General features: G+C 37.4%; 22 protein-coding genes and 1 pseudogene. 14 read left to right on the plus strand and 9 right to left on the minus strand.

The features are described from left to right. Positions 1 to 133: 133 nt before the first annotated feature. Both KEM10_RS09335 and KEM10_RS09340 read left to right on the plus strand, forming a co-directional pair. Positions 134 to 1,546 carry an NfeD family protein gene (locus tag KEM10_RS09335; RefSeq protein WP_212215723.1) on the plus strand — a complete coding sequence of 471 codons (1,413 nt, stop codon included), beginning with the start codon at positions 134 to 136 and terminating at the stop codon, positions 1,544 to 1,546. A gap of 136 nt (positions 1,547 to 1,682) precedes the next feature. Next, positions 1,683 to 2,252 (plus strand): DNA-3-methyladenine glycosylase I, encoded by a 570-nt coding sequence (locus tag KEM10_RS09340; protein ID WP_212215724.1) that lies wholly within the window; start codon positions 1,683 to 1,685, stop codon positions 2,250 to 2,252. A 288-nt stretch (positions 2,253 to 2,540) separates the two neighbouring features. Here the strand turns inward: KEM10_RS09340 and KEM10_RS09345 are convergent. The 3 genes and pseudogenes from KEM10_RS09345 to KEM10_RS09355 form a co-directional block, all read right to left on the minus strand. Then, positions 2,541 to 3,158 (minus strand): annotated as a pseudogene (locus KEM10_RS09345) (fumarylacetoacetate hydrolase family protein); the annotation flags it as partial. Between the two features lie 11 nt (positions 3,159 to 3,169). Continuing rightward, positions 3,170 to 3,940 carry a 3'-5' exonuclease gene (locus tag KEM10_RS09350; protein WP_212215726.1) on the minus strand — a complete coding sequence of 257 codons (771 nt, stop codon included), beginning with the start codon at positions 3,938 to 3,940 and terminating at the stop codon, positions 3,170 to 3,172. A 92-nt stretch (positions 3,941 to 4,032) separates the two neighbouring features. Beyond that, positions 4,033 to 5,574, minus strand: coding sequence for a tetratricopeptide repeat protein (locus KEM10_RS09355; protein WP_212215727.1), 1,542 nt, complete (start codon positions 5,572 to 5,574; stop codon positions 4,033 to 4,035). 207 nt (positions 5,575 to 5,781) lie between these two features. On the opposite strand from KEM10_RS09355, the gene KEM10_RS09360 reads away from it, so the two are divergent. The 5 genes from KEM10_RS09360 to KEM10_RS09380 all read left to right on the plus strand — a co-directional run bounded on the left by KEM10_RS09360 (position 5,782) and on the right by KEM10_RS09380 (position 11,539). Then, a complete protein-coding gene (locus KEM10_RS09360; RefSeq protein WP_212215728.1) occupies positions 5,782 to 6,522 on the plus strand; it encodes a superoxide dismutase in 741 nt (246 codons plus the stop codon). Positions 6,523 to 6,608: 86 nt separating this feature from the next. Continuing rightward, positions 6,609 to 7,199, plus strand: coding sequence for a glutathione-regulated potassium-efflux system oxidoreductase KefF (gene kefF / locus KEM10_RS09365; RefSeq protein WP_212215729.1), 591 nt, complete (start codon positions 6,609 to 6,611; stop codon positions 7,197 to 7,199). Positions 7,200 to 7,202: 3 nt separating this feature from the next. After that, positions 7,203 to 9,089, plus strand: coding sequence for a monovalent cation:proton antiporter-2 (CPA2) family protein (locus tag KEM10_RS09370; RefSeq protein ID WP_212215730.1), 1,887 nt, complete (start codon positions 7,203 to 7,205; stop codon positions 9,087 to 9,089). 245 nt (positions 9,090 to 9,334) lie between these two features. Further along, positions 9,335 to 10,684, plus strand: coding sequence for a sigma-54-dependent transcriptional regulator (locus KEM10_RS09375; RefSeq protein WP_212215731.1), 1,350 nt, complete (start codon positions 9,335 to 9,337; stop codon positions 10,682 to 10,684). A gap of 93 nt (positions 10,685 to 10,777) precedes the next feature. Next, positions 10,778 to 11,539 (plus strand): Rossmann-like and DUF2520 domain-containing protein, encoded by a 762-nt coding sequence (locus KEM10_RS09380; RefSeq protein WP_212215732.1) that lies wholly within the window; start codon positions 10,778 to 10,780, stop codon positions 11,537 to 11,539. Here KEM10_RS09380 and KEM10_RS09385 read toward each other — a convergent pair. After that, complete coding sequence (locus KEM10_RS09385) at positions 11,532 to 12,041, minus strand: GNAT family N-acetyltransferase (RefSeq protein ID WP_212215733.1); 510 nt, start codon at positions 12,039 to 12,041, stop codon at positions 11,532 to 11,534. The genes KEM10_RS09380 and KEM10_RS09385 overlap by 8 nt on opposite strands. A 14-nt stretch (positions 12,042 to 12,055) precedes the next feature. After that, on the minus strand, positions 12,056 to 12,766 hold the full coding sequence (locus KEM10_RS09390; RefSeq protein WP_244825708.1) for a (Fe-S)-binding protein: 711 nt from the start codon (positions 12,764 to 12,766) through the stop codon (positions 12,056 to 12,058). A gap of 194 nt (positions 12,767 to 12,960) precedes the next feature. Between KEM10_RS09390 and KEM10_RS09395 the strand changes: the two genes are divergently transcribed. After that, on the plus strand, positions 12,961 to 13,425 hold the full coding sequence (locus KEM10_RS09395; RefSeq protein WP_212215734.1) for a hypothetical protein: 465 nt from the start codon (positions 12,961 to 12,963) through the stop codon (positions 13,423 to 13,425). A 17-nt stretch (positions 13,426 to 13,442) separates the two neighbouring features. Here KEM10_RS09395 and KEM10_RS09400 read toward each other — a convergent pair whose 3' ends face one another. Further along, positions 13,443 to 13,850 carry a tellurite resistance TerB family protein gene (locus KEM10_RS09400; RefSeq protein ID WP_212215735.1) on the minus strand — a complete coding sequence of 136 codons (408 nt, stop codon included), beginning with the start codon at positions 13,848 to 13,850 and terminating at the stop codon, positions 13,443 to 13,445. Positions 13,851 to 13,922: 72 nt separating this feature from the next. Then, positions 13,923 to 14,378, minus strand: coding sequence for a methionine-R-sulfoxide reductase (locus KEM10_RS09405; RefSeq protein WP_244825710.1), 456 nt, complete (start codon positions 14,376 to 14,378; stop codon positions 13,923 to 13,925). A gap of 324 nt (positions 14,379 to 14,702) precedes the next feature. On the opposite strand from KEM10_RS09405, the gene KEM10_RS09410 reads away from it, so the two are divergent. The 4 genes from KEM10_RS09410 (at position 14,703) to KEM10_RS09425 (ending at position 20,503) form a co-directional block, all read left to right on the plus strand. Next, on the plus strand, positions 14,703 to 15,575 hold the full coding sequence (locus KEM10_RS09410; RefSeq protein WP_212215736.1) for an electron transfer flavoprotein subunit beta/FixA family protein: 873 nt from the start codon (positions 14,703 to 14,705) through the stop codon (positions 15,573 to 15,575). A gap of 21 nt (positions 15,576 to 15,596) precedes the next feature. Continuing rightward, positions 15,597 to 16,616 carry an electron transfer flavoprotein subunit alpha/FixB family protein gene (locus KEM10_RS09415; protein WP_212215737.1) on the plus strand — a complete coding sequence of 340 codons (1,020 nt, stop codon included), beginning with the start codon at positions 15,597 to 15,599 and terminating at the stop codon, positions 16,614 to 16,616. Between the two features lie 139 nt (positions 16,617 to 16,755). Further along, on the plus strand, positions 16,756 to 18,456 hold the full coding sequence (locus tag KEM10_RS09420; protein ID WP_212215738.1) for an acyl-CoA dehydrogenase family protein: 1,701 nt from the start codon (positions 16,756 to 16,758) through the stop codon (positions 18,454 to 18,456). Between the two features lie 754 nt (positions 18,457 to 19,210). After that, a complete protein-coding gene (locus KEM10_RS09425; protein WP_212215739.1) occupies positions 19,211 to 20,503 on the plus strand; it encodes a cysteate synthase in 1,293 nt (430 codons plus the stop codon). Positions 20,504 to 20,806: 303 nt separating this feature from the next. Here KEM10_RS09425 and KEM10_RS09430 read toward each other — a convergent pair whose 3' ends face one another. After that, positions 20,807 to 20,998 (minus strand): hypothetical protein, encoded by a 192-nt coding sequence (locus KEM10_RS09430; protein ID WP_212215740.1) that lies wholly within the window; start codon positions 20,996 to 20,998, stop codon positions 20,807 to 20,809. A gap of 510 nt (positions 20,999 to 21,508) precedes the next feature. Here KEM10_RS09430 and KEM10_RS09435 point away from each other — a divergent pair. Both KEM10_RS09435 and KEM10_RS09440 read left to right on the plus strand, forming a co-directional pair. Continuing rightward, a complete protein-coding gene (locus tag KEM10_RS09435) occupies positions 21,509 to 22,078 on the plus strand; it encodes a PhnA domain-containing protein (RefSeq protein WP_212215741.1) in 570 nt (189 codons plus the stop codon). Between the two features lie 28 nt (positions 22,079 to 22,106). After that, on the plus strand, positions 22,107 to 22,589 hold the full coding sequence (locus KEM10_RS09440) for an arsinothricin resistance N-acetyltransferase ArsN1 family B (RefSeq protein WP_212215742.1): 483 nt from the start codon (positions 22,107 to 22,109) through the stop codon (positions 22,587 to 22,589). A gap of 81 nt (positions 22,590 to 22,670) precedes the next feature. On the opposite strand, the gene KEM10_RS09445 is transcribed toward KEM10_RS09440, so the two are convergent. Next, a complete protein-coding gene (locus KEM10_RS09445; RefSeq protein WP_212215743.1) occupies positions 22,671 to 23,498 on the minus strand; it encodes a CvfB family protein in 828 nt (275 codons plus the stop codon). Positions 23,499 to 23,536 lie beyond the last annotated feature (38 nt).

A 23,536-nucleotide genomic window follows, 5' to 3' on the forward strand; every position in this document is an offset into this window, starting at 1 on the left:
TATATGATCGAAATCAGACAAACAATTTTTAAGTACTTGTTATCAGTTAACACTCAATGCAAAATATAGTAATCAAGAAAGATTATCATTTGCATCAAAAATATTTCTATTTTTATAAATAAAACAACTCACCATGTATAGAAAAATAGGAATACTTATTGCTTTAATTATCTCAACACTTATAGTGGCTCAGGATATTGAGGTTAGAAATGATTCAGTTAAAAAAGTATATACATTTAAAATATTCCGTGAAATAGGCAGTACATCATGGATTCATACACAAGAAGCTTTTGCTGAAGCAGAAGAAATGAATGCTGATGTAATTTTATTACACATGAATACCTATGGAGGTCAGGTTGTTTTTGCCGATTCTATTCGTACTAAAATTTTAAATAGTAATATTCCGGTTCATGTTTTTATTGATAATAATGCAGCCTCGGCTGGCGCACTAATTTCCATAGCATGCGACAGTATTTATATGCGTCCGGGTGCTAATATTGGTGCTGCTACAGTTGTTAATCAAAGTGGTGAAAAGATGCCTGATAAGTATCAGTCGTATATGCGATCAACCATACGAGCTACAGCCGAAGCTCATGGGAAAGATACTGTTGTGGCCAATGGCGATACAACATATGTGTGGCGTCGTGATCCTCATATTGCAGAGGCTATGGTTGACGAGAGTATTTATATTGAAGGGGTGATTGATACCGGTAAAATATTAACTTTTACAACCCTTGAGGCCATTGAAAATGGTTTTTGTGAAGGACAGGCTAATAATATAAAGGAAGTATTGACTCAATTAGATATTAATGAATACGAGATGACCACTTTTCGACCTTCATTTTATGATGGACTGAAAGGCTTTTTAACCAGTCCTATTTTACAGGGAATCTTAATTCTGGTTATAATGGGAGGTATCTATTTTGAATTACAAACACCCGGAGTTGGTTTTCCTTTGGCTGCTGCAGCTTTGGCAGCTATATTATATTTTGCACCCTTATATATTGATGGATTAGCGGCAAACTGGGAAATTATTCTGTTCATTGTTGGATTGGTGCTTATTGCACTCGAAGTATTTGTGATTCCCGGCTTTGGAGTAGCAGGTGTGTCGGGTATTACCTTGGTGGTATTGGGATTAACCTTTAGTATGCTCGATAATGATTTGTTTGATTTTGAACCTGTAGGTTTTAATAAGCTGCTCGAAGCTCTTGGAATTGTCCTTTCAGGTTTATTTGGTTCATTGTTAGCCATAATCTATATCAGTAAAAAAATATTAGCTACAGATAGCGCCTTGGGTGCCAGAATTGCCTTAAATACACAAGAGGATGTTGAATTGGGATATATTGGAGTGGAAGCCTCAATGAAAGAATTAGTTGGCGAAAGTGGAGTTGCCAATACCACTCTTCGTCCATCGGGTAAAGTAGAAATAAATGATGAAATCTATGATGCAGTTGCCGAATCGGGCTACATCGAAAAAGGCACTGCCATTAAGGTATCGCGATTCTCACACGGTCAGTTGTATGTGGTGATTTCAAGAGAAAAGTAAAAGCTTGAAAACATAGGACGGAAGACAGAATATTAAAAGGATAGAATACTGTTTAATTGTTAAGTTGATAATTTGTTGAGTTGATCAATGATTAGCAATTAAACAGTTCTACAAATAACAATTCAACATCTTAAGAATGAAAAAAAGATGCAGTTGGTGCGAAGGCTCGAAGTTGTATAAACAATACCACGATGTAGAGTGGGGGGTACCTCTTCATGATGATCAGAAGTTGTTTGAGTTTTTGGTGTTGGAAACATTTCAGGCCGGCTTAAGCTGGTCAACTATATTAAACAAGCGCGAAGCATTCAGGCTTGCTTTTGACGATTTTGATGCCCAAACAATTGTTGGTTATTCCCAAAATAAAATAGAAGAGCTGCTGGGCAATGCAGGAATTATCAGAAATAAATTAAAAATTAACGCCACCATTAATAATGCCAAGAAGTTTCTGGAAATTCAAAAAGAATTGGGATCGTTTGATCAATATATCTGGCAGTTTACCAATTATGATGTTATAACCAATGCCTGGAAAACAGAAAGCCAAATACCACCAACCTCACCAGTTTCTGATGCCATGAGCAAAAAAATGAAAAAGGATGGTTTTAAGTTTGTGGGAACCACCATTTGCTATGCCTACCTTCAGGCTATTGGTGCCATCAACGACCATGTGATCGATTGCTACAGGTATAATGAGGTTAATAAGCTGTAAAAGATTACGCTATTTATACTACTTAAGAATTTGTAAAGCATCAGGATCCTTGCCGACGGCTATAAACGGGCTTCTGAATCATCAGAATTGTATAATCTTAAGAAAGAAGTTCTATAATTTGATACAATGAAAAAGATCGCATCGTTTAACTATCAAAAGTTGTGAGATGCGATCCTTCTATATTTTACCGGACTTTACAGTGTTTATTAGTAGATTTTAGTCAGTGTTCAAATCACTATACATAATGCACTTTTTCGGACTTTTCGCTCCGGACTTCGGACTAAGAAACTACTTTATTAAAAAGTCGAACATCATTTTGTCTCCCAAATATCCCTGCAGTCTGTCGTTTATTTTTACAGGTCCCACACCTGCAGGCGTACCTGTATAAATTAAATCGCCAATTTTAAGGGTGAAATACTGCGATACATGAGCTATAATTTCATCAACTGAGTTAATCATTAGAGATGTATTTCCTTGCTGACGTGTTTCTCCGTTTACATCCAGTTTAAAGTCGATGTCTTGTATGTTTTTGAATTCATCCTTTGATACAAATTCAGAAAGAACAGCTGAACCATCAAAGGCTTTGGCTTTTTCCCAAGGTAAACCTTTTTCTTTCAATTTCGATTGTAAATCGCGGGCTGTAAAATCAATGCCCAGGCCTATCTCTTCATAATAACGGTTGGCAAACTGAGGTGCAATATTTTTACCAATTCGATTGATCTTTACCACCATTTCCACTTCATGATGAAACTCCTGAGCAAAATCGGGGATAAAAAAAGGTCGGTTCTTCAGTAATAATGCAGAGTCGGGTTTTGCAAAAATCACCGGCTCAGTAGGCATTTGGTTGTTTAGTTCTTTAATATGATCGACGTAATTGCGGCCAATGCATAAAATCTTCATAACACTGAATTTTAATACTACTTCTTATTAAATCCTCTCAGCTTAATGTTAGTCAATACTTTTTTTGTGAATAGAGGGAAATCTCCCTTCATCATCCAGCCATAGTACGAAGGATCTTTCTCCAATACTGCTTCAACAGGTTGACCTTTGTATTTTCCAAAGTTGAAAACTTCCTGTCCCTTATCGTTAAAAATAATGCGGCCAATGAAATCAGCATTTTTATTAAACGATGAAAAATCATTCAGGAATTCCACATCGTTTTCAAGGTCAGGATATCGATCCAGCTGTGATAGCAATACTTCATATGTTGCACGTGTATCAGCTGCAGCCGAGTGAGCATCTTCAAGATTTTTATCGCAGTAAAATTTATAGGCGGCGGTAAGTGTACGTTTCTCCATCTTATGGAAGATGGTTTGAACGTCAACAAACTTACGTTTCTTCATATCAAAATCCACTTCAGCTCTGATAAATTCTTCGGCTAGTAAAGGCACATCAAACTTATTAGAGTTAAACCCGGCAATATCACATCCTTCCATTATTTTGGCTATTTCTTTTCCAAGCTTTTTAAATGTTGGAGCATCTTTCACATCTTTATCTGAAATACCATGTATGGCCGTTGTTTCAGGTGGAATAGGCATTTCGGGGTTTACCTTGTAGCAAAACGATTCTTCTTTGCCGTCAATATTAACTTTTAAAATGGCTATTTCTACAATGCGGTCTTTAGCAATATTAATACCTGTGGTTTCCAAATCGAAAAACACAATTGGGTTCTTAAGCTGGAGTTTCATTCTTATTTTTTAAAGTGAATGACAAAAATAGGGGAATTAGGTTTTTTACCACTAATATTCCAGCAGAAATTCTCTGCTATTCTGTTTTTAGATTAATCCTTTTCATCTTTTCGTATCACAAATAAGAATTTATCAGCCTGATTGTCATACCATTTTTCTGGCACCTCTAATGGCTGAGTAAAAGAAGGCAGGTCTTCAGCTTCTATATTAATAAGATAAGATCCCGGTGTTAATGCCATAATAAACTGGGCTGAATCAGCAGATGCTTTGTATTGCCCCACAAGATTACCCAAGGTGTCGGTAACAGTAACCGAAGGGCGAGATGTAGGTATGATCAGGTTTTTGTCTTTTTCAAGCCTGATGTCTCCTCTTAAAATATAGTTGTATGGATCCTTTTCGTTAAAAACTACTTTATAGATGTCGCGGGCCCCGAATCCCTCTGGGCGTATGGCAGAAATGTAGGCATGTCTCTTTCCATAAACCCACGATATGCTGTAATTGTCGTAGGTGTCGTTGATAGGATAACCCATGTTTATAGGTTCTTCCCATTCCCGGGTTTCAGTATTGAAGTCGGAATAAAAAAGATCGTATCCTCCCATCGATTTATCATTGTCGGAAGAGAAGTATAATCGAGTACCGTCCTCCGATAAAACGGGGAAGTTCTCGTTGAATCGGGTGTTTACTTTACCTGGTAGTTCGCGGGCCATACCCCAGTTGCCATTGGGTAGTTTAATAGAATAGTACAGGTCGGTATCGCCAGAGCCAGAATCGCCTGAAAAAAGGATGGTGTCTCCACTGTTCGAGAACCAAACTCCAAATTCCGATCCTTTCCCGTCTAAAGGATCCCCAAAGTCTTCCAATAAATCAAACCTATATCTACCGTTGTAGTTAGCATAAGCCATCTTGTCTTCTTTCTGACGGTTATGATATACCATTAATACTTTTCCATTGGGTTCAATTCCGGCAACCATTTCATCGAAAATGCTATTCACTTTTGAACCGATCACTTTCCCTTTCTGATGGATATTCTTATCCATTTCCGATACGTAAACATTGAAGTAATAAATACCTGCGTAACTATTGTATTTTTTATCAGAAGAATAAAAAAGTGTTTGCTCATCAACCGTTACAAACGGATTTATTTCGTTTCGGGCAGTATTAATGTCTTCGCCCAAATTAATAAAGGTAACGTCTATTGGGTTTTGCATTAGTGCTTTGGCATTCTGTATGTATTGAAGCAATAAGTTGCTTTTTTTACTGTATTCCGAATCTGAGTCAAAAAGAGACTTGTTTTGCAATACAACATTTTCAGCTTTCTCAAAATCATGAGCATGGTACAAGGCCTGGGCAAAATTATAGTTGCCTTCAATATCGTTGGGTTTAATCTCCAGTAATCGTTCCAAATAAGGAATAGCTTCTTCGCGTTGCGTATTGTCTTTAACAATGCAATTACAAATGAGCGAGAGTAATTCAGAGTTGTCCTTGTCTTTCCGGTAAAGTCTTTTGTAATCTTTTAGTGCTCGTTGGTAATTATAGTATTTATAATATCTGTCAGCACGTTTTTTATAATCGGTCTGACCCAACAGGTGTAGGCTCAATAATGAGATGAAAAGTATTGTTACAATGCGCTTCATGGTTGATAATTGGTTAGCACTTGTTTAAATAAAATAATAACAATTGAAATTTTAAAACCATCTGTGATGAAGCTAAACAAAAATAAGGTAAGCCTGTTTAATTAAAATGAGCTATACATGAACTGTTTATAGCTTTGTTACAGTAAAATACTAGTATTGACAGAATAATCAAATATTTTGATAAACCGCAATAAACCGAATTAACTTATGGAAAGAAGACATTTTATTAGCATATTGGGTTTGGGAGCAGTTGGGGCCTGCACCACAGCCGGAAGTAAAAAACAAAATTCAACACAAAGTAGTGAGCCCAAAAGCAGTCCTATATCAGGGCACTTTTTCCCGGCATTACCGTATCAGTATAATGCTTTGGAACCATATATCGATGCTACTACCATGGAGTTGCACTACGATAAACATCACAGGGGTTATTTTAAGAAGTTTACTGCTGCCATAGAAGATACCTCATTGGAAACCATGGCTATGAGAGATGTATTTGCACAGGTATCAAAACACGATGCAGGAATTAGAAATAACGGGGGTGGATATTATAACCATATGTTATTTTGGGAAAGCATGACACCCGATGAAACGGAACCATCGGCACGTTTATTAAGCCATATTGTTAAGGAATTTAAGTCGTTCGATGCTTTTAAGGAAGTATTTTCCAAAGCTGCCAAAACTCGATTTGGTAGTGGATGGGCATGGTTAATTCTTACCGAAGAAAGAAAGCTAAAAGTTGTTTCAACTCCCAATCAGGACAATCCGTTAATGGACATTGCCGAAACAAAAGGTATTCCATTACTTACCTTAGATGTGTGGGAGCATGCTTATTACCTCAACTATCAGAATAAGAGAGGTGATTATATTTCAGCATTCTGGAATGTGGTTAATTGGAAAACAGTAAGTAAACGTTTTGAAAAAGCCTTGAAAGGTGAGTGGTTAGGGTAAAAAATATAAATATGCTCTTATAAAGTTTGTAAAGCTCTTCCAAAAGAAGGGCTTTTCTTGTATTTTCAAGGCAAAGATTAAAATTAATGAGGAAGATTCTGATAGTTTTTGCTCATCCCTTGGTTTCAAAGTCGAGAGTAAATAGTAAGTTGATTCAGGCAGTTAATAAAATGAATGGGGTTACTGTACGTGATTTATATGAGGAGTATCCCGATTTTTTTATTGATGTAAAAAAAGAGCAGGATCTTTTACTTAGTCATGATATAATTATATGGCAACATCCTTTTTATTGGTATAGTGCACCGGCCATTTTAAAGGAATGGTTTGATCTGGTTCTGGAGCATGGTTTTGCTTATGGACGAACAGGAAGTGCATTAAAGGGAAAGTATACCATGTCGGTTATAACTACCGGAGGACGAAAAGAAACTTATAGTGATGAAGGGCATAATAAATATCCAATCAGGCAGTTTTTATTGCCATATGAGCAAGCTTCGCGTTTGTGTAATATGCAATATCTACCACCGCTGGTTTTTCATGGTACACATTTGATGAAAGAGAGAGACTTAGATATTGCCCAAATGGACTATGTAAAGTTATTGACACTTTTACGAGATGAAAAGCAACCTTTGAGTGAAATAAAAAACAGCATGTTTGCAAACGAATATAATAACGAATAAGCCATGCATTTAGATTCAGTTTTTTTTGATATGATGGTATATCTGCTGGCTGCAGTGGTATCTGTACCAATAGCCAAAAAGATTGGTTTAGGTTCGGTGTTGGGTTATTTAATTGCAGGTATTGTTATTGGTCCGTTTGCATTGGGTTTGGTAGGTGTTGAAGATGCAGATGTAATGCATTTTGCCGAGTTTGGTGTGGTTATCATGCTTTTTCTCATAGGTTTGGAATTACATCCTAACATGCTGTGGCGTATGAAACGCCTGATTTTTGGATTGGGCGGACTACAAATAGGAATAACTGCAGGCATAATAGTACTAATTTCATCGTTATTTTGGCTCAATCTGGCTCAAGCCATTACAACAGGCCTAATATTAGCTCTTTCCTCAACTGCAATTGTTTTGCAAACTTTAACCGAAAAAGGATTACTGCAAACCCGAGGGGGAAGACATAGCTTCTCAGTTTTATTAATGCAGGATATAGCTGTTGTACCTATTTTTGCCATACTTGCTTTATTAGCTAATCAGGTAGTAACTGATGCCGGAACCGAAACCGTTGAATTAGCCGGTGAAGGTTGGATGAATCTTCTGTTGATTATTGGAGCAGTGGGTGTTATTGTTATCGGAGGAAGATATGTCGCTCATTATATTTTCAGGTATATTGCAGAAACCGGATTGCGTGAGTTATTCACGGCTACAGCTCTTTTAATGGTAATAGGGATTGCTGTAGCTATGGATGCCGTAGGGCTTTCGCCTGCTTTGGGTACCTTTTTAGCTGGGGTGGTACTGGCCAATAGCGAATACAGATATGAACTGGAGAATAATCTGGAACCTTCAAAAGGACTTCTACTTGGACTATTCTTTATTTCAGTAGGGGCAAGTATCAATTTTACTTTATTAATGGATCATGCGGTTTTGATTTTTGGAATACTTATACTCTTGATCATTATTAAGTTTACGGTATTAATCGTACTAGGCCGAATATTTAAACTCAAAACATCCCAAAACCTATTGTTCACTTTTAGTTTATCTCAAGCTGGTGAATTTGGTTTTGTCTTAGTCGCGTTTGCTTCTCAAAATGCCATATACGATGAGTTTACATCGGGTGTATTGCTGATTGTAATAGCCTTATCGATGTTGATTACACCATTGCTTTTTATTATTAATGAGAAAATTATCTTGCCTCGAATAAGTAAAAAAGAAGCCAAAGAAATAGAGCAGGAGTCGATTGAGGATGAGGGTAATCCTGTAATAATTGCCGGATTTGGAAGGTTTGGTATGGTGTTGGGACGATTTCTGAATGCCAATGGTGTAAAGTCAACCATTATTGATATCAATCCTCATAATATAGAGTACCTCAAAAAGTTTGGATACAAAATTTATTATGGCGATATCACCAGGGCAGATATGCTTGAAGCTGCCGGAGCAAAAAAGGCCAAAGTACTGGTAATAGTAATGGGCGACAGACAACAAATTGATAAGCTTATTGAAGTGGCATCTAAGAATTTTCCACATTTAAAATTGGTCGTTCGTGCTGTAGATGTAGCGCATAGTCTGGAGTTAGCTAACAAGAAGGTAGATTATTATCAGCAAGAAACCTTTGATTCGGCTGTATCACTGGGAGCTGATGCTTTAAGAGGACTTGGACAAAGTAATTATAGTGTGCATCGGGCAGCTACTACCTTTAAGCACCTCGATAGAAAATTTATGGATAATCTGCGTAAGCGCTACGGTATGGATGATCCCCATTTTGTGATGGAAACCAAAAAGTTTTCTGAGCATATCGAAAACATCCTGTTACTGCAACAAAAGCATCCTTATAATGAAATGGATTGTGCGTGGGATACTTCATCAATGATTGAGGAGGAGCAAAAGAAGAACAGAAATAAGTAATCATCTTTTTTGTGAATAAAAATCCTTTAACTGTAAACGACCATTTTAACACTCGCATCAATAATTCAATTAACATATAGGATGTTGGCCCTGTTTTATGTTAATGTGTTGCGCATTAACTTATGAATTGAAAAGATTAAAGCCTTGTAATGTAGGGTGTAGTGTAATTGTTTGTAATGTTTTACACTAATACACTTGCTAAATGAGATAAGTAGCTCTTTATTTATATCATATAGCAAATTGTTATGGGTAAATCGGGAAATGTATTGGTTGTTGAAAAGGATAAGAATGTCTTGAAGTGGATTGTTGGAATGCTGGAGGATCATGTAAAAAAGGTGATAACAGCAGAAACACCCTGTCAAATTCCCAAGATGCTTAAGCAGACTACTATTGATGTAGTGGTTCTTCCTTTTTCGTGTAAAGGTGATTGTATAGAAATAGAAGCCGGAATTAAGGTGTTGCATTTTTTATTAAGGGCAAATCCTGAAGCAAAAGTGGTTTTTATGGTCTCACCTGATGATTTAAGTTCGGCTGTAAAGTTGATGAAAGAAGGAGCCGTTGATGTTATAAGTAATCGATTTGAACATAAGGAATTAGTTAATCGCGTTTTGTCGTGTTTAGATGATGTGAATCCTCAAAACAATGGTGGTCAACCATTGATATTTAAGCCTCCTGAAAAAAAGTTTGTGTATCATTCCAACAAGATGAAGGAGGTGGTTCGTACCATTGAAAAAGTTGCCCCTTCAGAGGCCAATGTTCTGATTCTTGGTGAAAATGGTACAGGTAAAGAGCTGGTAGCGAATTCTATTCATCGTAAGTCAAAACGGTCTGACAATGTTTTTATGTCGGTTGATGTGGGAGCATTTAATGAAAGCTTGTTTGAAAATGAATTATTCGGACATAAAAAAGGCGCTTACACTGATGCAAGTAATGATAAAGCAGGTAGGTTCGAACTTGCAGATGGAGGTACGCTATTTTTAGACGAGATAGGTAATCTGAATATTTCGGTTCAGGCGAAGTTATTAACCGTTTTAGAGAAACGAGAAGTGACACGAATTGGAGATAATCACCCAATAGCAGTAGATATTAGATTGGTTTCGGCAACCAATAAATCGCTCGGACAATTAGTTGAGGCCGGTGAGTTTAGAACCGATTTGTTGTATCGATTAAACACCGTTGAATTAGTACTTCCACCACTCCGCGAAAGACAAGAAGATATTCCTATTTTGGTTTCTTATTTTCTTTCCATGTATTGTGCTTTGTACAGGAAGCCTCTTTTGAAAATAGATAAGTCTGCAGTAAAATGCATGCAAAATTACGATTGGCCTGGTAATGTTCGTGAATTACAACATGTAATAGAGAAGTCGGTAATTTTAGCTGAAGGAAATAAGTTGACCAAAGAAGAACTTTGTCAACGTACATTGTTGGAAGATAGTAAGGATATTAGTTTTAGTAGTTACAATTTAGAGGATGTAGAACGAGAAGTTATTAATAAAGTACTGCGGCTAAAATCGGGAAACCTTACTCACACTGCAGATGTTTTAGGCTTAACAAGAGCCTCTCTCTACCGGCGACTGCGTAAATATCAACTCTAACCATCAGATTATCTTTTAGTAAAAAAGTATTGAAAATTGCAACTCTGATCATTCGTTTTTCATTTATATCTTCGCAGTGTAAAAACTATTGTTATGCGAATTGTATTGATTGGTTCAGGTAACGTTGCAACTCACTTAGGAAATGCTTTATATGAAGCAGGACATAAAATTGTGCAGGTATATAGCCGTAGCAAAGAGAATGCAATCAATTTATCAGCAGGAATTGAATCAACCGGAATTACAGAATTGAGTAAGATTGTGACTGATGCTGAGGTTTATATTATCTCGGTAAAAGACGATGCTTTGCAAGAAGTAGTTGAGAAAATGCCTAAAGTAAATGGTGTAGTTGTTCATACAGCAGGCAGTGTAGGCGTTGAGGTTCTGAATCGATTCGATGATTATGGCGTGTTTTATCCATTTCAAACCTTTACAAAAGCCAGTAAAGTAGTTTTTCATAACATACCTGTACTGGTTGAGGGTAATAACGATCAAACAACAGAAACATTACTGAATTTGGGGCATGCATTGAGTAAAAATGTGCTCAAGGCTGATTCTGAGCAAAGAGCCAAATTGCATATAGCAGCTGTTTATTCGTGCAATTTTGTAAATCTAATGTATCGTTTAGCTGATGAGGTATTGCAAGATAGTGAGTTGCCTTTTTCGTTGTTACAACCACTAATTGCTGAAACCGCCAATAAGGTGCAAAGCTTAAATCCAACAGAAACGCAAACGGGGCCCGCCTCACGAGATGATCAACAAACCATATTAAAGCATAAAGAAGTATTGCAAGGAAATACAGAATTAACTGAGATTTACGAACTTCTTACTTCAAGTATTTTAAAACGAACTAAATAAAAGGTGAGTCAAGTCTATATTCATAGGCTTGATTGCCCTTTTTATCATAGAAAGTAGAAAACCTGTTCATTCCACATTTTTCTGATAATTTAACAGAGGCTGTATTTTGCGCATACATTCGTGCAATAATGGTTTTAAATCCATGATTAAATCCTTGTTTGATTAACAGATTGCATATTTCGGTGCCATATCCCATATTCCAAAATGCTTCATCAATTATGTAACCAAGTTCAACTTCATTTTTGTTATTGAACGAGTCGAACCATCCGGCTTCTCCAATAACCTGATTGTTACCTTTTAATAAGATTGCAAATATACCGTATCCCTCCGTCTGTTTTAAACTCTTATATTTGACCTTCAATTTCTCCAGCGTCCATTGTTTATGACCATTGGGAATAAGGCTCATGTTGTTCTTATTATTATAAATCATTAATAAGGTGGCAAGGTGTTGCTCAGAAACAGGTTTAAGAAGAAGTCGTTCAGAAGAAAGAATAGGGTTCATAGATTGTGCTTTAATTACTGCTTATGCATTAGTAAATCGGCAATGTGGATTGTTTTAATAGTAAGTTTTTGAGCATTAATATAGCTTTGGATATTGAGCAGACAAGACGCCTCGGTTGATACAATGTAGCTCGCACCTGTTGAGAGAGCATCTTCCACCTTTTGCTCAGTCATAGCTGTTGAAATAGCAGAATGTTTAACCATAAATGTTCCTCCAAATCCACAGCACTCGGTGTTTTTGCTAAGTTCTGTTAATTCTAGTCCAATTACTTTACTTAACAATTGTCGTGGTTCATCAAAAATGCCATATTCTCTTAATGCCGAGCAGGCATCGTGATAAGTAACTTTATGAGGAAAGTTTGCTTTGAAATCATCAAAATGTAAATGATTAACCAGAAAGTCGGTTAATTCAAATGTATTGTTTTTGAGTCGTTCAGCTTCATCAGATTTAACTAGAGAGGAATAGTGCTTGCGAATATATGATGCGCAGGAGGCTGATGGAGTAATAATGGGACGATTATTTGGAAAATCTTTCACAAATTTTTCGGCCAGTTTAGATGCATATTTAGTATCGCCACTATTAAATAATGCTTGACCACAGCATGTTTGTTGGGGGTTGTAATGTACATGGCATCCGGCTTCTTCTAACAGACTTATGGTGTTAAAGGCTGTTTGAGGAAACATCTGATCAATAAAACAGGGCACAAACAAATCAATATTCATCATATGGTTTTTTAAATACTACAAAGATAGAAACACTATAAAAAGGATGTTAATTAAATTCAATTAAATGTAATGATAGCCTTTTTGGCATATATAATGATATGCTCATCAATATAAATAAATTAAGATATCCAACTTTGTAACAACCTGAATTATTTTACGTTCAAGGGCAACAAAGGAGGAACAACGCAATGTGGATGAAAAGATATGTGGAGCAGTTGGTTGAGGATTTAGAAGTTACTCTGGAAAATGCCGGTAATAAATTATCTTTATTTTTCGATACTTCGGATAGTACAGATTATTTCCCAATAACAGACGAAGATGAAGGCGGAATACTGATTTCTGATCTTATTGGGATGGAGAAATTTGTTTTTCCAAAAGTTGATTACCTGAATGATATTGAAGCTTATGAATTAAGTAACATGATGGTTAAGGTATTTAACGCATATGGTTTAAATCCAATTTTCTGGAATGAGGTATCTGACAAAATACGATATGGTCAGTTAAGAGATTATATTGACCATGTAGTTTATCCTGAAAAAGGCGCTTTAGTTGATTTGGAAATGTGTGACTATTTACCTGATCATTGCCCTTTTGCTTCTATCTGCCCAATATTAAGTAAAAGAAGTACTTGTTGTGGAAGCAGAAGAAAAAGGGCGTAAGATACGCCCTTGATTATTTATTTTAGTAAAGATTCAACATCTTCGAACTGAATCAATTCCTTTTCTTTACTTTTTACGAAGCTCAATACCTGGTCAACCTTTTCTCGATTAATATTTAGTCGTGAACCAAGATTACGGCACATCTCCAATTCTTTCTCATCTATATTTAAATCAACTTTCATAAGCTGAATAACTCTGAAGAACAGGAAGAATCTATCTTTTTCAGTGCTCGGTAGTTGAAAATTGAACTTGTCAATATTGGTTTTTATTTCGTCCAGTTCTGATGGTTTTACTCCCATGCTAACCGTAACAAATCCCAACCACATATTTTCAGCAGCTGTTAACTTATCATCCGCATTAGCCATTTTTATTAGGGTGGCAACGTAGCATTTCTTTTCATCAAAATAGTCAGAGAATTGTAACATTTTATCAAGTTTAGATTAGAATTACGATTTAAATATACCATATTATCCAATCTATTTAATAAAATATTTCCATTATTCTCCATCCGGAATAAATAGTAATGAAATAGAATTAACACAATGTCGGGTGTTTTTTTGAGTAAATCCTTCACCCAAAAACACATGCCCCAAATGACCTTTGCATGTCGAACATATTATCTCAGTTCTTCTGCCATCGGCATCAGGTAATCGTGTAACTGCTCCTTCTATTTCATCATCAAAACTGGGCCATCCACAATGCGAATCAAATTTATCACTCGATTTATATAAGGGCGCATTACATTGTTTACATACATAGGTTCCTTTTTCTTTATTATCAGTGTATTCACCGGTGTATGGTAACTCTGTTCCTTTATGCAGAATTACTCGTTGTTCTTCCAGAGTTAAAGGATTGAATTTAATTTTGCTTGAATCTTGTTGAGCCATAACTGTGTTCGCTAACATTAGAGTTACTAGAAACGATATAATATAAATGTATATTGTCTTCATCATAGCATCTTACTTAGTTAAAAAACAACCATTTCTTTCGTTTACTTAAACTAATTATAAATAAAGCAAAACAGCTTAGATTTTGTTCAATGCTTTTAGATACTAAAAGTATTGTTGATGCCTAATTGTATTTGCGCTTGTAAAAGTCAGTAATACAATATAATGAATAATGTGAGGAATTGATATTAGATTAAAAGTTAAGAATTGATAAAAGATAGATATGTTGTTTAAGTAATAGAAAATCAAGTGGTAAAGCGTCGTATTGTTAATTCGCTTATTTTAATATATTTGTCAACTGTTAATAATTCTTTACCAAAAATTGAAACGATGGGATTAAATGTAATTGTTCTTGCCAAGCAAGTGCCGGACACCCGAAATGTGGGCAAAGATGCCATGAAAGCAGACGGGACAGTCAACCGTGCAGCCTTGCCGGCAATTTTCAATCCTGAGGATTTGAATGCACTTGAGCAAGCCCTAAGATTGAAAGATAAGTACCCTGGTACTACAATCACTATTTTAACTATGGGGCCGGGACGTGCTGCCGATATTATCAGAGAAGGTTTATATCGGGGAGCTGACAATGGTTACCTGCTAACCGACCGCGCTTTTGCCGGTTCTGATACTTTGGCAACTTCTTACGCATTATCTTGTGCCCTTAAGAAAATGAGTAAGATTGACCTTATTATCGCAGGTCGTCAGGCCATTGATGGTGATACAGCACAAGTAGGACCACAGGTAGCTGAGAAATTAGGATTACCACAAGTAACATATGCCGAGGAAGTATTATCGGCCGAAACAGGTAAGATTACTATTAGAAGAAGACTGGAAAGAGGTGTTGAAACTGTTGAAATGCCTTTACCGGGTGTTATAACAGTTAATGCCAGTGCCCCCGAATGTCGTCCGCGAAATGCCAAGCTACTAATGAAATTTAAACATGCCCGCACTATTACCGAGCGTCAGAATGAAGCGGAAGATTATATTGATTTAACGGCTGATCGTCCGTATCTGAATATTGAAGAGTGGAGTGTTAATGATATCGAAACCGATATGAACTGGTTAGGTTTATCCGGTTCACCAACCAAGGTGAAAAAGATTGAAAATGTCGTATTTCAGGCTAAGGAAGCAAAACGCTTAACTCCGGCCGACGAGGAAATGGACGAATTAATGAAAGAACTTATTGCTAACCATACAATCGGCTAATCGATTTAGAAATCATTAAACATGAACAACGTATTTGTTATTTGCGAAGTAGATGAGGGAAAGATTGCCGATGTTAGCCTGGAGCTAATGACCAAAGGCCGTTCCCTTGCCAACCAGCTAAAATGTAAGTTAGAAGCATTAGTGCTGGGTCATAATTTAAAAGGAATAGAAAAAGAGTTATATCCATACGGAGCCGATGTGGTTCATATTGGCGATGACGAAAGACTGGATCCATATACTACTCTTCCACATACATCTGTTATTGTTGATTTATTTAAAAAGGAAGAGCCACAAATAGCTTTGTTAGGTGCTTCCACATTTGGTCGCGATTTAGGTCCGCGAGTGTCATCGGCTCTTCAGAGTGGTTTAACAGCCGATTGTACTTCATTGGAAATTGGACCTCATGAAGATAAAAAAGCCGGTAAAACATACGAAGATCTTTTGTATCAGATTCGTCCTGCATTTGGTGGTAATATTGTTGCTACCATTATCAACCCTGATTGTCGCCCTCAGATGGCAACGGTTAGAGAGGGTGTGATGAAGAAAGAAATCTATGATGCTACGTATAAAGGAAAGGTGAGTAAAATAGAGGTTGACAAAATTCTTAAACCTGAAGATTTGGTGGTGAACGTGATTGAACGTCACATGGAAAAATCAAAGGTGAACATTAAAAACTCATCCATCATTGTTTCCGGTGGATATGGAGTGGGTTCAAAAGAGAATTTTAATATGCTTTACGAGCTGGCAGAAGTGCTGGGGGCCGAAGTGGGAGCTTCGCGTGCGGCTGTGGATGCAGGTTATGCAGAACACGAACGTCAGATTGGACAAACAGGTGTTACGGTTCGCCCTAAGTTATATATTGCCTGTGGTATATCAGGACAAATCCAGCATACGGCTGGTATGGAAGAGTCATCTATGATCATTGCCATCAATAATGATCCGAACGCACCCATCAATAAAATTGCTGACTATGCCATTACCGGCGATGTTGGCGAGGTGGTGCCGAAGCTGATTAAGTTCTATAAGCAGAACACGAAATAGACGGTTAGAAAGTAGACGATTAGACAGATAGAGCGAAAAATCTGTTATCTAATAGTCTATAGTCTCCAAGTCTATTCATCTATTAAAAAAATGTTGGATCATGAAACCCCGTTTGGGGAATCAATAATACAAAAACAAAATGGCAAATTTTTTCACAGATAATCAGGACTTAAAATTCCACCTGACGCATCCGTTGATGAAGAAGATTGTAGCCCTGAAAGAGCGCAATTTTGCTGACAAAGATAAATTCGATTATGCACCCATGGACTTTGAAGATGCCATGGATAGCTACGAACAAGTATTGGAAATAGTAGGGGAGATCTGTGGCGACATAGTGGCTCCTAATGCTGAGAGTGTGGATCAAGAAGGTCCTAAAATTGTAAACAATGAAGTGGTGTATGCCAGAGGAACTCAGGAAAACCTGGATGCTTTGGTAAAAGCCGGTTTGATGGGTATTACATTGCCACGTAAATACGAAGGATTAAATTTCCCGATTGTACCCTATATTATGGCTGCCGATATTGTGTCGCGCGCCGACGCAGGATTCGTAAATATTTGGGGACTGCAGGATTGTGCTGAAACCATTAATGAGTTTGCAGACGATGATCAGAAAGAACGATTTTTAACTCGTGCTTCCCGTGGAGAGACAATGGCAATGGATTTGACTGAACCGGATGCAGGGTCGGACTTGCAGGCGGTGGAGTTAAAAGCTACCGAAAAAGACGGGAAGTGGTACTTGAACGGAGTGAAGCGATTTATTACCAATGGAGATGGAAATATTGCATTGGTATTGGCACGCTCTGAAGAAGGAACGCACGATGGACGTGGTTTATCAATGTTTATCTACGACCGCGATCATAAAGCAGTAATTGTTCGTCGTTTAGAGAATAAGATGGGTATTAAAGGATCGCCTACCTGTGAGTTGGTGTTTAAAGATGCTCCGGCTGAATTGGTTGGATCGCGTAAGATGGGATTAATCAAATACGTGATGGCGTTGATGAACGGTGCTCGTTTGGGAATTGGCGCTCAGTCGGTAGGAGTATCGGAATCGGCTTACCGCGAAGCTTTGGCTTACGCCGAGGAGCGTGAGCAGTTTGGAAAGCCTATTATTCAATTTCCTGCCGTATACGAAATGCTGGCTGTAATGAAAGCTAAGCTCGATGCTTCGCGCACCTTGTTGTACGAAACATCGCGATATGTGGATGTTTATAAAACGTACATGCACATTTCCGAAGAACGTAAGCTGGAGCCCGATGAACGCAAAGAAATGAAGCGTTATCAGAAACTGGCTGATTACTTTACACCATTGTTAAAAGGAATCACCAGTGAGTATAGTAATCAATTGGCTTACGATGCAGTGCAAATTCACGGTGGATCAGGTTTTATGAAGGATTATCCGGTGGAGCGTATCTATCGTGATGCTCGTATCACTTCTATTTATGAGGGAACCACTCAGTTGCAGGTGGTGGCAGCCATACGTGGTGTAACAACCGGCGGTTATCTCGATCGTATTCGCGAATATGAAATGATGGAATTAAAGCCTGAATTACATAGCTATCGTCGTACCTTAATTGGCATGACTGATGAGTACGAACGTGCTGTAAAAGCTGTAACGGATGTGAAAGATAATGAGTATGTCGATTTTCATGCCCGTCGACTGGTGGAGATGGCTGGTAATATCGTAATGGGGTATTTGCTGGTGCTGGATACTCAGCGTGATGATAAATTCCGTATTTCAGCAGATATTATTATTAAGAGAGGTAAGGCTGATAACCATGCCAAGGCTGGTTTTATCTTTAACTCATCCATCGATGATTTAGGTTTCTATAAGCAAAACTAAATAGTTAAAACAGAAACATATTGTATGAGGCCCCGCAGAGATGCGGGGTTTTTGTTTTTTGAAGATGGAAGAAAGCTGACCGAAGACGGGGGACGGAAGGAGGAAATGTGTGCATAGGGGCGTTGCTTCGGGTTTCTAACCTCTAAAACCTATCTACTAACTGCACAGACGTCCCTCCGGGACTTGCTTCTCAAATTTGCTCATCACAGCACTCACGTACTGTGTTTTTATAGACAGGGCTCCGCCCTTTGCTAACAGACCTAAGACAGATGACGGAAGGCGGAAGGCCGAAGCAGTGAACTTGTGTTTTATCATCTTCTAATCGCTAACCTCTAGTCTCTAATCCCTAAAACCTAACCCCTAAAGCCTAATCTCTAACAAGGTACTCTGAGGTAAAAACAGTTTCCACGGGTGTGGATCTCAAACCTGATAGCAAATTTTTATGACACGTTGGTGGAGTTGAAACTGAATCATCCGGTTCTTATTCCACGGTTGTGGAATGGATTCTGAACCATATAATAATAGTTCCACAATCGTGGGAGCCAAATCTGGCAGTCAAGTTTGTACACCACGTTGGTGGAATGAAAAAAAGGACAATAAATTCATGCATCGGCCATGATTAATCAAAGACCGGGCGCTTATCAATACTCAAAAACAAAATAAAATCAACACATTTTTAGTAGGTTTTGTTTGATTCTTTTCTCATAAATCCTCAAAAAAACTACCTTTGCCACCCAATAATCGAAGAATAATCATGGTTAAAGAGATTAAACCTACACTTTACAAGTTAGAGTCTGTAGCCAGTGGCAAGCAATTCGAAGATGAAGGATGGACTCTGGATGCCCCCAATGAAGTCTCATTAGTTAGGGCAGTTTACGAGAAGAAACAAATTGAAGTAAAAGACCCGTCGTACGGAGTATTTCGTTTTGCCGACTGGTTACCTATACATAAAATGTTAGAAGGTTCATCGGCCCCTGTTACTTATAAAAGTGAGGGGTTAGCTAAGCATTTAGGCTTGTCTGACTTGTATATAACTTTTAGCGGATACTGGCCCGAGAAAGGTGCCAATTTTCGTACCTGCTCCTTTAAAGAAACAGAAGCATTTTCGGTAGGAGGAAGATTAAAAACTGATGGTGAAACCATTTTGGTGGTGGCATCAGCAGGAAATACCGCGCGTGCATTTGCCCGTGTATGCTCTGATAATAATATTCCGTTATTGCTTTGTGTGCCTGAAGATAATATTGATGCACTATGGTTTGATGAACCTATCAAAGATAATGTGAAGCTGGTAGTTACTAAGTCGGGGTCGGATTATTTTGATGCCATTCATCTTTCAAATCTGGCATGCGAATTAGATGGATTTATTGCCGAAGGAGGTGCTAAGAATGTTGCTCGTCGCGATGGTATGGGAACAACAGCCTTATCAGCCATAACAGAAATTGGTCGTATACCTGATTATTACTTTCAGGCCGTAGGTAGCGGTACGGGTGCAATAGCAGCGTGGGAAGCCAATAAACGATTGATTGAAGATGGACGTTTTGGTTCTAACTTTATGAAATTAATGGTATCGCAAAATCATCCTTTCTTACCAATTCATGATGCATGGAAAGCTGATTCGAGAGCTATGTTGCCATTGGATGATGACGTGGCACGAAAACAAGTTGAGGAAATTGATGCCAAGGTTCTTTCTAATCGTAAACCTCCCTATTCTGTTGTTGGTGGTTTGTACGATGCAATGAAAGAAGCAGGAGGAGATGTGTTAACAGCTACTAATGCCGAAGCTGCCAAAGCGGCTCGTATTTTTGAAGAGTTGGAAGGCAATGATATTCATCCGGCTGCCTCAGTGGCAACTGCAACTTTAATCAATGCCGTTAAAAATGGTACAGTGCAAAAAGATGATTGTATCATGTTAAATATTACAGGTGGTGGCGAGAAGAAATTCAAACAAGATAAAGAGGTTGTATACCTTAAGCCATCGTTTGTATTTGATATTAACCCTCCTTTAGAAAAAGTGGAGGAAGTTATGAATGATCTTTTTAAAAAATAGATATTTCTATTAAACATTGAATATAAAAAATGCCTTGTTGTTTTCAACGAGGCATTTTTTTATACCAAACTCCGGACATATTACTATGTCCGGATATGCTGATTCTTAACCAGCACAAAACAAAGCAATCATGAATTGAATTGTTAATATCGTTATTCACGATTGAAAATTGGTATAAAATGAAATAAGGGACAATAGGCCTTATTATCCCTTAATAACCATTAAATTGTAATTTACATTTCAATACCAGAAAAGTTTAAGAATTGAAAGGAGTATAATATGGTATTGAAACTTATTTTTTTATTATGCTTCTGGATTAGGTCCACCTGGTGTTGGACGTTGAGGAGCATATTCAGTATCCGGATCGTTTGGAATTGGACGATCAACTACATCATCTGAAGGAGTGTAATTGTCAGTGTCGCTTGAACATGATACTAAGCTTACGCCTGCCATTAGTACTAAACCTAATGCTAAATTTTTAAATAATGATTTCATGATTTCTAAGTTTTAAAAATAAATAATTGCTTTTAGCTACTCTTATCGAATTAGCATGGTACAAAAATGCAGGCTTTTAGGTATAAATGCTTATCCAATACGGTCAACCATATATCCAAAAAGGTCAAACTGAAGATTGTAATTAAATAATTGTAAGAAGGTGTTGTTGAAAAGATACCTGACCGGCAATTGTTAAAATACTGTTTTTAGAAATAGGCGAATTCATTAATGGTAAAACACACTTGTTACACCTTTTCTCAAATAAAAATAAAATTGAATGCGAGAGTTTGTTGTCAGTTGCCTTAATCAGCACACTCAAATATTTTAACAACCCTAATTTATAATTGTATGTCAATCTGATATAGCCTCATGAAAATTAATGATTTATATTATTAAGGATTATACAGATCATTGCTACAAGCACAACTAGTTTTAATTAGTACTAATTAGCTTGCGAATAGGAGTTTTAAATTGATAACTTTGTCGCACTTAAAAAATAAACAGATTAAAATGAGTGTTCAAAAAGCTTTAATGGAGCGTAGTGGTGGTAAATGTGAGTTGTGTGCGTCAGAAGAAAATCTGTCGGTATACGAAGTACCACCGGTAGAAGATGGAGGCGCTGAAAAGTCAGTATTGGTTTGTTCTACTTGTCTTTCGCAAATTAATGATGCCGATTCAATGGATCCTAACCATTGGAGATGTTTAAATGATAGTATGTGGAGTACCGAACCTGCAGTTCAGGTGATGGCATATCGCTTGTTAAGCAGAATGGCTAATGAAGGATGGCCTCAGGATTTGCTTGATATGCTTTATTTAGATGAGGAAACATTAGCTTGGGCTAAAGCCGATAGTGCAGGAGATGATGCTCTTAAATATATTGATAGCAATGGTGCTGAGTTAAAAGCAGGCGATAGTGTTGTACTTATTAAAGACTTAAATGTAAAAGGTGGTGGTTTTACCGCAAAAAGAGGAACTCCTGTTCGCAACATTGGTTTGGCTGCCGACGATCCGGAGCACATTGTTGGAAAGGTAAATGGCCAGACTATTTATATACTTACTAAATTCGTTAAGAAAAACTAATATATTAACATCGTACTAATTCCATTTCATGATACGACCTGTTAAGCCTGCTGATGTGCAAGCTATTTGCGACATTTATAATTATTATATCGAAAATACCTTCATTACATTTGAGGAACAAAAGGTGACTGCAGAGCAAATGCAGGAGCGTATTGATAATGTGCTGCAAAAATTTGGTTGGTTTGTGTATGAGAAGGAAGGCGAAGTTATTGGGTATTGTTACGCTACGGGCTGGAGAGCCCGGTCAGCGTATCGATTCTCAGTAGAAACAACCGTGTATCTCAAAAATGGTTTTGAAGGAAATGGTGTGGGCACTGCCTTGTATCGTCACCTGATAGAAGATTTGATTAGAAAAGATATTCATTCTTTTATTGGAGGAATATCATTACCTAACGATAGTAGTGTTGCTCTTCATGAAAAAATGGGATTCCAAAAAATAGCCCATTTCCGCGAAGTAGGTCAGAAATTCAATAAATGGATTGATGTTGGCTATTGGCAGCTTGTATTGTAAGGCAAAAGTTAAAAGTTGAAGTTGTCCACATCTGTCTTCCGTCATCGATCTTCAAACTTTTGAATTTTGCCTTTTACCTTTTTACCTGGTAAGTTTAATTCCTTCCTTTTCAATTACAATCAATCGTTGTTTATACAAAGTTCCAATGGCTTTTTTAAAGCTCTTCTTACTCATTTTAAAAACTTTGTAAATAAGATCAGCAGGACTTTTATCCGAAACAGCTAAAAAACCACCTTTTTCTTTGAGTAAATTTAATATCTCGGCAGCTTGTCCTTCGACAGCCTCGTATCCGGGTTTTTGAAGCGATATGTCTATTTTATCATCTTCACGTACTTTCTGTACAAATCCTTTCAGTCTATCACCCAATTTTATAGGTTGAAACAGTTGACTATGGTATATCATACCCGAATGAAGATTATTTACAACCACTTTATAGCCTATCTCGGCTTTGTCGTAAACAAATAAATCAACTTCTTGTCCGGGCTCGTATTCGGGCAACAGGTTATTTAAAACCGTGTACATTTTTGAGGTGGCAACAATACGGTTACTCTCTTCATCAAGGTAAACGTATACAGGGTAATATTTACCCTCTTCCATCTTTTCTTCCTGTTCTCTAAAGGGAACCATCAGATCTTTCATCAATCCCCAATCTAAAAAGGCTCCAACCTTATTCACCGATTTAACCTGTAAAAAGGCAAATTCTCCCACAGTGGCAAATGGTTTTTCGGTAGTAGCAATCACACGGTCTTCCGAATCAAGATAAATGAATACTTCCAGTTCATCGTCAACATTGGTGTTTTTCGGCACATAGCGTGTGGGTAAAAGAATTTCACCGTTTTCTGCACCATCTAAATAAATACCAAAATCAACTTCTTTTATTACTCTGAGTGTATTGTATTTACCTATCATTTCTGTTGTTTTAGCTTGCAAAGATAGGTAAAAGCAAT

The sequence above is a fragment of the Carboxylicivirga linearis genome (assembly GCF_018271995.1).
Classification (GTDB): domain Bacteria; phylum Bacteroidota; class Bacteroidia; order Bacteroidales; family Marinilabiliaceae; genus Carboxylicivirga; species Carboxylicivirga linearis.

Bases quoted from the DNA above. Each gene is read 5' to 3' on its own strand.
- KEM10_RS09410 (WP_212215736.1), top strand. From the start codon at position 14,703: ATGGGATTAAATGTAATTGTTCTTGCCAAGCAAGTGCCGGACACCCGA.
- KEM10_RS09380 (WP_212215732.1), top strand. From the start codon at position 10,778: ATGCGAATTGTATTGATTGGTTCAGGTAACGTTGCAACTCACTTAGGA.
- KEM10_RS09440 (WP_212215742.1), top strand. From the start codon at position 22,107: ATGATACGACCTGTTAAGCCTGCTGATGTGCAAGCTATTTGCGACATT.
- KEM10_RS09370 (WP_212215730.1), top strand. From the start codon at position 7,203: ATGCATTTAGATTCAGTTTTTTTTGATATGATGGTATATCTGCTGGCT.
- KEM10_RS09375 (WP_212215731.1), top strand. From the start codon at position 9,335: ATGGGTAAATCGGGAAATGTATTGGTTGTTGAAAAGGATAAGAATGTC.
- KEM10_RS09395 (WP_212215734.1), top strand. From the start codon at position 12,961: ATGAAAAGATATGTGGAGCAGTTGGTTGAGGATTTAGAAGTTACTCTG.
- KEM10_RS09415 (WP_212215737.1), top strand. From the start codon at position 15,597: ATGAACAACGTATTTGTTATTTGCGAAGTAGATGAGGGAAAGATTGCC.
- KEM10_RS09360 (WP_212215728.1), top strand. From the start codon at position 5,782: ATGGAAAGAAGACATTTTATTAGCATATTGGGTTTGGGAGCAGTTGGG.
- KEM10_RS09390 (WP_244825708.1), bottom strand. From the start codon at position 12,766: ATGATGAATATTGATTTGTTTGTGCCCTGTTTTATTGATCAGATGTTT.
- KEM10_RS09405 (WP_244825710.1), bottom strand. From the start codon at position 14,378: ATGATGAAGACAATATACATTTATATTATATCGTTTCTAGTAACTCTA.
- KEM10_RS09385 (WP_212215733.1), bottom strand. From the start codon at position 12,041: ATGAACCCTATTCTTTCTTCTGAACGACTTCTTCTTAAACCTGTTTCT.
- KEM10_RS09335 (WP_212215723.1), top strand. From the start codon at position 134: ATGTATAGAAAAATAGGAATACTTATTGCTTTAATTATCTCAACACTT.
- kefF (WP_212215729.1), top strand. From the start codon at position 6,609: ATGAGGAAGATTCTGATAGTTTTTGCTCATCCCTTGGTTTCAAAGTCG.
- KEM10_RS09400 (WP_212215735.1), bottom strand. From the start codon at position 13,850: ATGTTACAATTCTCTGACTATTTTGATGAAAAGAAATGCTACGTTGCC.
- KEM10_RS09435 (WP_212215741.1), top strand. From the start codon at position 21,509: ATGAGTGTTCAAAAAGCTTTAATGGAGCGTAGTGGTGGTAAATGTGAG.
- KEM10_RS09350 (WP_212215726.1), bottom strand. From the start codon at position 3,940: ATGAAACTCCAGCTTAAGAACCCAATTGTGTTTTTCGATTTGGAAACC.
- KEM10_RS09425 (WP_212215739.1), top strand. From the start codon at position 19,211: ATGGTTAAAGAGATTAAACCTACACTTTACAAGTTAGAGTCTGTAGCC.
- KEM10_RS09420 (WP_212215738.1), top strand. From the start codon at position 16,756: ATGGCAAATTTTTTCACAGATAATCAGGACTTAAAATTCCACCTGACG.
- KEM10_RS09340 (WP_212215724.1), top strand. From the start codon at position 1,683: ATGAAAAAAAGATGCAGTTGGTGCGAAGGCTCGAAGTTGTATAAACAA.
- KEM10_RS09430 (WP_212215740.1), bottom strand. From the start codon at position 20,998: ATGAAATCATTATTTAAAAATTTAGCATTAGGTTTAGTACTAATGGCA.
- KEM10_RS09445 (WP_212215743.1), bottom strand. From the start codon at position 23,498: ATGATAGGTAAATACAATACACTCAGAGTAATAAAAGAAGTTGATTTT.
- KEM10_RS09355 (WP_212215727.1), bottom strand. From the start codon at position 5,574: ATGAAGCGCATTGTAACAATACTTTTCATCTCATTATTGAGCCTACAC.